This window comes from Methanobrevibacter sp. (genome assembly GCF_015062935.1).
In the GTDB taxonomy this organism is placed as follows: domain Archaea; phylum Methanobacteriota; class Methanobacteria; order Methanobacteriales; family Methanobacteriaceae; genus Methanocatella.
In genome coordinates this window covers 124,275-134,103 of record NZ_SUTM01000004.1, presented here as the reverse complement: position 1 = coordinate 134,103, position 9,829 = coordinate 124,275, and the positions used below count along the sequence as shown (strand labels likewise).

Below are 9,829 nucleotides of genomic sequence, written 5' to 3'. Positions count from 1 at the left end.
AATTAAAAAGTATTTAAAATAAAAAATACCGAATATAAAAAAGTATTACAATAACATTTGAAAAGTCGATTATTTGTTGAAATTATAAGGGCCGTAATTATTTATTTTTTCACTGGCAATGCGAGATGCGAAGTTTCCTGCAGTTCTGGAAGATTTCATCAGTAATTTTTGTGAAATATAGGCCGCCATGTAGGTATCTCCACAACCAGTAGTATCCACAACATTTTCACATTTTACTGCATCAACCTTTATCTCGCCGTCACCGACAATTCTAGATCCGTTACTTCCATCTGTAATTACCATCTCATCCACATCAACGTTGCTTCCAATGAAATTTTTTTCAGCCTCGTCAAGGAAAATGACATCAACACCATTTAAAATTGTACTTAACTCATCAAACTTGCATAATTCTATTTCATAATTGTCATTTACTTGATTGCCTTCAGTCCTCAAAAAACCCTGAAGAGACATGAAGACTGGAACGTTGAAGCTTTTCAGATATTCGACTGTCTCAGGTGGAAAATCATGACGGTTCAAGGGATTCAATACAAAGCCGTCAATCTCATCAGGTAAAATTTCTTCCAGATCACTTTTTAAAACAGGAATATCTGCAAAATTGCTTGATTGATGTCTGATATTTAAATTATCAGGATACGGATAGCTGTTAATGAAAAAATGAGTGTTGTCCTTCAGTATTGGTCTGACTTTTGATAAATCCGGAAAGTCATTGAGCAAACTTTCATCACCGCAATTAACAATAGCCAGATAGTCACCGTAGAATTCTTCAAAAACAAAACTCTGATAGTAAGTCGCCCCTCCGACCTTATAGGACTCATCACCACCAATCCTTATTATATCCTGGGTTACAGGACCTATGATAACCAGTGTCATAATAATACCTTAACCTAATTCAACTGTAATGTCGACAATATGATACTCATGAGAAATCTCATAGATTTCCTTTTTGATAAGCTCAACATTTTTTCCAAAATCCACATCAACCTTTAATGTCATTACAGAATCTATTCCGTCAAGTGACCATATATGGAAATCATCGATGCCGTTTACTCCATCTATTGAAAGAATCTGACCTTTGAACTGATCAACATCAAAGTAATCCGGTGTTTTTTGAAGTAAAACCTCAAGGGATTTATAGAGGTTTCTTCCAAGATTGAAAATCAGCCATAAAGCGATTCCGATTGAAACGAAAGGATCCAGATATGGGGCCCCATCCCAGAATATCAGAACAGCACTCAATATCAAAATGGCAAGCCATTCAAAAATATCCCCCAGCTGATGGAGAAATATCGCCTTTTCATTGAATGTTTCACCCTTATGAAGACGGTAAACTGAAATTGATTTGAATATCAAACCGACTACCGCTATAACAAGCATTCCTTCAGCATCAACACCTTCCGGAGAAAACAGTCTAGGAATAGCTTCCTGCAAAATCACAAATGCCATCACAATAACAAAAACAGAAATTACCACTGCACCGAGTATGGAAAACCTCTGGTATCCGTAAGAATACTTTTCAGTTGAATCCTTTTGGGAAACCTTTTCAAGAATCCATGCAAAAGCTATGGAAATTGTATCTGCCAAATCGTGAATGCAATCTGCAAGAATTGCCATACTGTTTGTTGCCAAACCGCCAAGTATGACTATTATATTGAATGTCAGATTGATGAAAAATACAAATGCCAAATTTTCACCGGCTTTTTTGTGATGATGATGCGTATCAATTCTCATAAATAAATATTTGCAAAAAATAATATAAAAAATTAATTAAACTTAAAAATAACAAAAAATAAAGTAAAATTAAGTTAGATTTATATAATTAAAAAATGTAAATTTATAGTAGTGATAAAAAATGGCATCAATAGTTGGAACAACAATATTTTCACATATTTTACCAGTGGTTTTCGGATTCTTTTCAATAATTCTGATAATATCCGGAGCTTTGGATGAAGATAAACCAAAATTAGGATTAGGAATCGCATTATTCATAATTGCATGCATATTCCCGTACCTTGTTTTAAGTGTTTTAGTCTAGATTGTTTGAAACTGTTAATGTTTTATTTATTTTTATGGAGATATTCCATTACTTTTTTTAAGTTTTTATTTAAAATTTTCACAATTACTAGTGTACCTTTACTAAGTTAGAATACAATTTGCATCTTGTTTCACTTTAGTCTAGAAGATTAACTTCACCTGAGTGCAGGCTTGTGCCTATCAGTACTTTTTTTATTCCCAGAGATTCCAATTCAACCAAAGAATCTTTATTTAAACCGCCTGCAATTATCAGTTTGTCTTTTAGTTCGCTGAATTCTTCAAGGAGTTTCTCATTGTATCCCTTTTCTGTGCCCACACCGCTTATATCCAGAAGGATTATTTCATTCGGATTAAGTTCAATCATGATTTGTTTAAATTCAGACAGTGTCAGGTCCATGTGTTTTGAGAGAAGCTCGTCATCCTTTACATCCACGCTTATTACAATTCTTTCTTTTGGGAATTTTTCGAATATCTTTTTCATCTCGTCAATGCTTTCAAGAGTTTCTGTCGGAACAATTACTTTGTAGGCGAAATCCAGGAAGAATTCGAATGATTCACAGTTTTTAACTCCACCGTCAAAAAGAACAGGTAATATTGTATTGACCATCCTGATGTCATTGATGTTGTGGCCCTGTGATTCTATAAGGTCCAAATCAGCTATATACATCTCGTCGGCACCGTTCAACTTTAGTCCCTGGGCTATTTCAACGGGATTTGCTGATGGTGCAAAAACAGTTCTTAATGGAGTGTATGTGTCTCTCATTCCTGATTTTCCGCTGACGGCCTGGCCTTGTTTTAAATCTATAACTGGAATTTTTTTAATCATATTAAATAATTGGACAAAAGAAGTATTAAAAACTTAAGGAGGTGAGAAGAGCAAAGGTGTTTGGGCTCTTCTCCGAGTATATAAAAATAATGATCAATTTTGATTAATAACAAAAAGTGTTATGAACCTCTAAATATTAATTTTATTTACATCCTATATAAATGTTACTATAATTTAGAAAAATTAAAGTAAACTTGAATATATAATTTTTAAATTTATTAACAAAAATTAGTATTACATATTAAAATAATAAAATTAATTAAACTAATGTTCAAAAAAAATAAAAAATCATAAAACGCCGAATTTTTAGGCTATTAAAAATCTTAAAATTTAATAAAATTAGCTTGATAAAGTTAAATTGAAAAAAGTAAGTTTGAAGTAACAAAAAGAGGGAATTTGAAAGATAGTATTACGTGTTTGTCTTAATATTGCTAAGCTATTGAGATTACTCCAAACTTTTTTCAATTTTGATGCAAACAATATGGCTTTATTTTTTACCTCGCATTGCACAAATAATTATATTGAAATTATACTATAAATACTTTTTTATAAAAAAGTAATACTTAATATAATAAAAAAAGTATAATAAGTAATACTTACGGATTTAAAAAAAATAATTATTCCCTGAAATTCTCATCAATATAAGAATCAAACTTCAAATAAGCTTCATCAATGGATTTCATGATCTGGTCCTGGCTGATTTCAGAAAGCTCATCGAAAATAACTCCAACATCAACATCAACATCAAGCTGGTCGTTTTCATAATTGATGGTAATATCCAAATCCAAATCTTCAATTTCTTTTGTTGAAATGTTTTTAGAAACTTCCCTTTCCAGGATTTCACCGAAATCATCGGAAATTTTGGACAGGTCATCCTGAGATAATTTTTTAAGTTTGGACATGTTAATCTATAAAAAAAAGAAAAAGTATTAAGCCTATTGGCCCATACCTTGCATTGCGTTTTGAATGGTTGCTTGCATTTCTTCAAGTTTTTTCATGACTCTTTCTTCCTGGCGAGACATGGTTTGTTTTCTTAACTGAAGAGTTTCTAATTTGTCTTCCATTTCGGACAATGCATCTGCGTATTCAACTTTAATGAGTAAAGTTCCAGCTTGTTTAAATACTTCAGTATTTTCATCGGATTTTTTAAGTTCATCTAAAGCTTTTTCAGTTTCTTGAATTTGGATTTCAACATTCTGAACTTGCATGGTTACAGCTTGAGCTTGTTGCTGTAATTGTTGAAACTGATTTAATTGATTTTGAATATTTTCAGGAATCTCCATATTATCACCTAATTATTAATTTATAAGTTTGTCAAGTTATTTATCTCTAATGCCAATTTTATCCATTTTATGGCTGAATTAACAGATGCCCTGAAAGATGTTGAATCCTCTGCATCAATGTTAATCAGTATATTTGAACCATCCACATCTATAGTCATTGATGATCTGAAGTCAGGAGCTGTTTCGAACTCTAAAACAATAGCGTCATAAATTATCTTGGCCTGACCTTCATTTTCAAACTCAATGGATATATTGCTTTTGACAGATTCGAGAGGTGTTTCATCAATCATGTACATCCTCTAAAATCTTTTTAACATTGATTTGGAAATTGATTTTATCTCCAAATTTATTAATGAAATTTATTTTAGCCGCTAATTTCTCATCAGAAGAAATTAGAATGAAATTATCCTCTGCTATGTCCACCAATTCAATGCCTAGAATATCGCTTAACACATTAAGCTCTTCTACCTTTGAAACTATTTTCAATTTTGATGGAGCAATGTTGAGCTTTTCTGAATCCTGTGAAATGCTGATAAGAATTGTCAGCAAAACTTCTCCTTTATTTGAATAAAAAGTTATTTTACTTGGATTTCCCTTAATCTCATTGACGACTGCCAGGTTAACTTCCTCAAGTTCCAGCGCCTTCAACAGAAGTTCGCGCATATTCATTTTACCCCTGTTGACAGAGGTTGAACCGGTAACGCGTGCTAAATTTTTACAAAACTTTCTAGTTTTTTGAGAAGGTTTTCTAGAAGTGGAAATTAACATTTAAATCAAAAATAGTAAAAAATATAGTAAAAGCAAAGAATTATCTTGCTTTTATGATTCTAGTGGTTTCTGGAACTTCTTTAAATAAAATCCTGTATCTACATTTAGGACATTTATTTTCCATGTAGCTCTTATGGTCTACTTCTGCTCCACAACGTGGACATCTATACAAGGCCTATTCCTCCACACGAATGTCTCTGATACTGCGTGCTGCAGATTTTGCCATAGGAGTTTGTGGAACGTAAGCTCCTCCGGTGAATACTGCACCACATTTTCTGCATTTCCAGATTCCAGCAGCTTGTCTTTTTACATATGGTCTATCACATTTAGGACAAACATGATTTTTTTTCATGTTTTCTTCAATGATTTTAACAGATCTTTTTGCTTTTCTTCCGTATCTTGCACCGAACCTTCCTGTAATACCAACTTTTTTAGTTCTTGCCATTTATAATCTCTCCGTAAATAATAAAATTTAATTAAATAGTAAATTCCTTGAATTTACCTGATTATATAAAATAATCATAAAATTATCTAATATGATAATATTGAATTAACTAATATTTAAAGGTTTGCTTAAAATTAGTAATTTTAAGAAAAAATTAATTTCCATTATAAAATATAATCATTGATGAGAACAAGTCCTTCTTATAAATATTCATGCTAATATTTTAAATTCCCATCAAAAAAAAATATTAAATAATATCCAACTATTCGAGAGTTGGATAATTAGGACTTTCATTAGTGATTAACAAGTCATGAGGGTGGGATTCCTTGATTCCACTGCTTGTAATCCTAACAAAGTTTGCTTTTTCTTTCATTGCTGCAATGTCTTCTGCACCGCAGTAACCCATGGATGATTTTAAACCGCCGACCAACTGGAAGAGGATTTCTTCGATAGTTCCTCTGTATGGTACAGCACCTTCAATTCCTTCAGGGACATATTTAGTATGGTTCATTTTACTTTTTTGGCCCTGGAAGTATCTGTCTGCTCCACCATCATATTCACTGGTCATTGCGCCCATAGATCCCATTCCACGGTATTTCTTATATTGCTTACCGTTCATTACAACAATTTCACCAGGAGCTTCCAAGGATGCTGCAAGCAAGTTTCCAAGCATTACTGCATCTGCACCTGCACCGATAGCTTTTGCAACATCTCCTGAGTATCTTATACCTCCGTCAGCAATTACAGGAATTCCTGTATCTGCAGCTGCATCAGCCACATCTGAAATTGCAGTGAGCTGAGGTACACCTACACCTGCTACAATACGAGTAGTACACATTGAACCCGGACCGATACCTACTTTAAGTGCATCTACACCCATGGATATCAAGTCTTCAGCTGCCTGAGCAGTAGCGATGTTACCTACACATAATTCAGCATCAATGTTATCCTTAATGGTTTCTGTGAATTTAACAACATTCATGTTGTGAGCATGAGCACAGTCAATGGAAACAATGTCTGCACCTGCCTGGTCTAAAGCCATTGCCCTGTCAAGGTCAAATGGACCGCATGCTGCAGCAACTAAAAAGTTTCCGTCCTTGTCACGGGCAGCGTTAGGATACTGGTCCTGGTTAAGGATATCCTTGATTGTAATGATTCCTACAAGCTTGCCGTCACGGACAACAGGAAGTCTTTCAACCTTATTTTCATAGGCAATATTAAGTGCCTCTTCAGCGGAAACGCCTTCTTCAACGGTTACCACATCAGAAGTCATGATGTCCTTAATTGCTGTTGACGGTTGAGATTTCAAGAAAGGTCTGATATCCCTTTTTGAGATAATTCCCATAATTTTATCGCCGTCAACTACAGGTAAACCACTGATAAGTTCATTTCTCATTAATGACTGAGCTTCAGAAACTGTAGAATCTGGAGAAATGGTTATAACATCACGAATTGTTAAATCTTCTGCATTTTTTACCTTTTTGACTTCCTCTACCTGTCTTTCAAGTGAGATGTTTCTGTGAATAACTCCGACACCACCTTGCTGTGCCATTGCTATTGCAAGATCTGCTTCAGTTACTGTATCCATTGCAGCACTCAATACAGGAATATTTAACTTGATTCCTTTTCCAAGTTCTACAGTGGTATCAATGTCTTTAGGTTCCACATAACTTGCATTAGGAGTTAAAAGAAAATCATCAAAAGTATAAGACATTCTTGCTTCTTGGACTTTTTTTGAATATGACATAATTACACCCGATTAAAATGAATCAATTAGTTCTTTAAGCTCAGCTACTGCGGTATGGTGGATTTTTCCGGTATTTCTGTCACCGCCTACACATGCAGCTCCCCTGATACCTACAACATCACATCCGATATCATGTAAAGGTTTTAACTGGTCTTTTTTAACGGAACCTGCAAGTGCGGTCATTAAACCGTATCCGTGAGCTTCTTCTACAAATTCTTTTAGTTTATCTAAATCTAAGTAATCAAATAATGTGTGACCGTCTTTGACTGCAGTATCCAGCATGGCAAGGTCGCATCCTGCATCTTTTGCAACTTTTGGAATTTCCATAGGATCAACTGCACCTACACGGTGAGCATCTGCATAGCCTGCGGCTACAATAATTGTATCTTCGCTGATATCTTTTACAGTTTTTACGACATTTTCCATAACTTCAACCGCTTCGTCATGGTCTTTTGTTCCATATAATCCGACTTTAATATAATCTGCACCTGAAACGTGGGCACCCATTGCTGCAAGTGAAACTGTACCTGGTTTGTAAGGTACATCACCTAAAGTAGCACTTACAAGCTTGTCTTCAGGGGTTAATTCTCTGATTTCTTTAATGACCCATGGGAAGTTTGCACCTAGTGAACCTTCCTTAGGGTTTTTCACATCAACAATATCTGCTCCACCTTCAATAGATTCAAGAGCTTCTTCACGATTTATAGGACTTATTAATAGAAGCATGTATTTCCTCCAATAAAATATAATTTTATAATATAATAATATTACTTCTTTATTATTTATAAGATTATTGTTTTTTAAAAAAAATTTAAAAGATTATGCTAAAAAAAAGTGAAAAAAATCAGTAAGGAGAATCATTTTTGGATACATTGTCCTTGATTTTGCCGTGGGCCTTAGGATAGAATCCCACTTCGGTGGACAATTTTCTCATGTTCTCGATAATTTCATTTGTAGGAATTGCTACAGGACAGTTTAAAGTACATAATCCGCATAATGTGCACATGTAAAGGCCTGAATCAAAGCAGGTCTCATCGTCTTCAATGAATTTTGACATTGCAACGCCACGGCCGCCCAGGTAGTTGTTGAATCCGAACTCGTTTCCGACGGCATTATAGACAGGACAGTGAACAACGCAGTTTCCGCATCCTATGCAGTAAAGACAATCCGGTGTCGCCTGACTTCTTCCGTTGTCCAGAAGAATCAAGACAACTTTTTCTGCACCGTACATGTTTTTGAGAAGCTTTTTTTCTATGTCTGCAGTCTTTGAGGGTCCTGAAATTACGTTCATGTATGATGTTACATAGTTTCCTGTTGCAAAGATTGTTTCAAGTTTCACAATGGAGATTGCGTCTTCAAGTGAAGGTACGATTTTATCGATTCCAGCTACAATTATATGCAAATCTTTTAGTGAAACTATTGAAATATTGCCCTCATTATGCACCATTACACATGACCCCTCTTCGGATGCAATTGCATTGGCTCCACTTATACCTACATTGGCATTTTTAAGCCGGTTTAGCACATCACTTCTCACAACCTCCATAATTTCACGGGGCTTGGGATTGACATTAACGTCAAGAGATTCATTGACAATGCCTGCAATATTGGAAACGTTCAAATGTGATGCAGGACCTGTCGGATGAACCGGCTTGTTATCTGTCTTTTTAAGCTGAAGTATACGGTCTCCAAGGTCTGTTTCAACAACATCAATATCCCTGTCGGCCAGATGAGACTTTAGGTTTATTTCACCAAGAGTGTTTGATTTGGCTTTGGCCACAACACCCGCATCGTATTCATCAAGCAAATCGTCAATGATTTTTAGGGCATCATCTGCTGTCTCGGCCATTCTAACATCAATGTCATTGCGTCTGAATGATTCGATTGCCTGGCTTAAAAGCTCATCATTGTTTTCGATTGAATATTTTTTGATTTCACGAACCCTTGATTCCAGTCTTTTAGTGGATTGAGAATCCTTGATTGAATTGGATCTTTTCTTAACTGTGTTGAAGGATTTTCTCATAGTTTCAAGTTCACTGGGTTTCATCTATACCACCATACTTTACCAAAAATTCAGTCAGATCAAGTACTTCCAGCTCATCATTTTCCAGATTGAGCTTGCAGAATGGACATGGAGTCACTAAAGTTTTGCAGGATGTATCCTTTGCCTGTGAAATCCTTGATTTTGCCATTTGATCGGCAATTTCAGGATAAGCTGACTTGACTCCTCCTCCGGCACCACAACATAAGCTGGACTCACGAATGTTTTCCATTTCAGTCAACTCGCAAACGGATTTGATTACATCACGCGGTTCGTCAAAGACTCCCATATGACGGCCCAGATGACAGGAATCATGATAGGTCACATTCAAATCGGATTTCTTGAAATTCAGCTTTCCCTGGCTGATGAGTTCGTCGAGAAGCTGTGAAATGTGAATTACATTCAGACCCTCGTAATCCTCTTTCAGTGTCTTGTAGCATCCGGCACAGGAGGTGACGATTAAATCCTCTTTGCTTAGGATTTTGGTGTTTTTTGCAATCTGCTCAGATGCCTCATCCAAAAATCCTGTCCGAAGCAGAACGGAACCGCAGCATTTTTCGTCTTCCAGTACATGATAGTCAACTTCAGCTAATTTCAATAGCTTTTCTGTTGCATCCTGTATGCCTGTTTCTTTTTCTCTGGCAGTGCATCCTCTAAAATAAAGCAT

The 9,829-nt window shown here is 35.3% G+C and carries 14 protein-coding genes; 1 reads left to right on the top strand and 13 read right to left on the bottom strand.

Going from position 1 to position 9,829, the window contains the following annotated elements; all coding sequences use genetic code 11:
• Positions 1-69: 69 nt before the first annotated feature.
• Both E7Z81_RS02890 and E7Z81_RS02885 read right to left on the bottom strand, forming a co-directional pair.
• Entirely contained in the window at positions 70-891 is an 822-nt protein-coding gene (locus E7Z81_RS02890; protein WP_292743982.1) for a PfkB family carbohydrate kinase, read from the bottom strand.
• Between the two features lie 9 nt (positions 892-900).
• On the bottom strand, positions 901-1,749 hold the full coding sequence (locus E7Z81_RS02885) for a cation diffusion facilitator family transporter (RefSeq protein ID WP_292743979.1): 849 nt from the start codon (positions 1,747-1,749) through the stop codon (positions 901-903).
• Positions 1,750-1,870: 121 nt separating this feature from the next.
• On the opposite strand from E7Z81_RS02885, the gene E7Z81_RS02880 reads away from it, so the two are divergent.
• Positions 1,871-2,053, top strand: coding sequence for a hypothetical protein (locus tag E7Z81_RS02880; protein WP_292743976.1), 183 nt, complete (start codon positions 1,871-1,873; stop codon positions 2,051-2,053).
• A gap of 135 nt (positions 2,054-2,188) precedes the next feature.
• Here the strand turns inward: E7Z81_RS02880 and E7Z81_RS02875 are convergent, their stop codons facing one another.
• The 11 genes from E7Z81_RS02875 to E7Z81_RS02825 all read right to left on the bottom strand — a co-directional run bounded on the left by E7Z81_RS02875 (position 2,189) and on the right by E7Z81_RS02825 (position 9,829).
• Positions 2,189-2,878, bottom strand: a complete 690-nt coding sequence (locus tag E7Z81_RS02875) for a HisA/HisF family protein (protein WP_292743974.1) — start codon at positions 2,876-2,878, stop codon at positions 2,189-2,191.
• Between the two features lie 617 nt (positions 2,879-3,495).
• Complete coding sequence (locus E7Z81_RS02870; RefSeq protein ID WP_292743970.1) at positions 3,496-3,780, bottom strand: DUF3194 domain-containing protein; 285 nt, start codon at positions 3,778-3,780, stop codon at positions 3,496-3,498.
• Between the two features lie 33 nt (positions 3,781-3,813).
• Positions 3,814-4,161 carry a prefoldin subunit beta gene (locus E7Z81_RS02865; protein WP_292743967.1) on the bottom strand — a complete coding sequence of 116 codons (348 nt, stop codon included), beginning with the start codon at positions 4,159-4,161 and terminating at the stop codon, positions 3,814-3,816.
• A gap of 20 nt (positions 4,162-4,181) precedes the next feature.
• Positions 4,182-4,451 carry a KEOPS complex subunit Pcc1 gene (locus E7Z81_RS02860; RefSeq protein ID WP_292743964.1) on the bottom strand — a complete coding sequence of 90 codons (270 nt, stop codon included), beginning with the start codon at positions 4,449-4,451 and terminating at the stop codon, positions 4,182-4,184.
• The gene (locus E7Z81_RS02855) at positions 4,444-4,830 is read right to left on the bottom strand and encodes a ribonucleotide-diphosphate reductase subunit beta (RefSeq protein ID WP_292743960.1); all 387 of its coding nucleotides are present in this window, start codon (positions 4,828-4,830) and stop codon (positions 4,444-4,446) included. Before E7Z81_RS02855 ends, E7Z81_RS02860 begins: the two co-directional genes overlap by 8 nt.
• Positions 4,831-4,969: 139 nt before the next feature.
• Positions 4,970-5,101, bottom strand: a complete 132-nt coding sequence (locus E7Z81_RS02850) for a DNA-directed RNA polymerase subunit P (RefSeq protein ID WP_292743955.1) — start codon at positions 5,099-5,101, stop codon at positions 4,970-4,972.
• Between the two features lie 3 nt (positions 5,102-5,104).
• Entirely contained in the window at positions 5,105-5,374 is a 270-nt protein-coding gene (gene rpl37A / locus E7Z81_RS02845; RefSeq protein WP_292743952.1) for a 50S ribosomal protein L37Ae, read from the bottom strand.
• Positions 5,375-5,636: 262 nt separating this feature from the next.
• Positions 5,637-7,121 (bottom strand): IMP dehydrogenase, encoded by a 1,485-nt coding sequence (gene guaB / locus E7Z81_RS02840; RefSeq protein ID WP_292743949.1) that lies wholly within the window; start codon positions 7,119-7,121, stop codon positions 5,637-5,639.
• A 12-nt stretch (positions 7,122-7,133) separates the two neighbouring features.
• A complete protein-coding gene (locus tag E7Z81_RS02835; RefSeq protein ID WP_292743946.1) occupies positions 7,134-7,847 on the bottom strand; it encodes a (5-formylfuran-3-yl)methyl phosphate synthase in 714 nt (237 codons plus the stop codon).
• 118 nt (positions 7,848-7,965) lie between these two features.
• The gene (locus E7Z81_RS02830) at positions 7,966-9,168 is read right to left on the bottom strand and encodes an LUD domain-containing protein (protein ID WP_292743943.1); all 1,203 of its coding nucleotides are present in this window, start codon (positions 9,166-9,168) and stop codon (positions 7,966-7,968) included.
• Positions 9,155-9,829, bottom strand: coding sequence for a (Fe-S)-binding protein (locus E7Z81_RS02825; protein ID WP_292743939.1), 675 nt, complete (start codon positions 9,827-9,829; stop codon positions 9,155-9,157). The genes E7Z81_RS02830 and E7Z81_RS02825 overlap by 14 nt, the downstream gene beginning before the upstream one ends.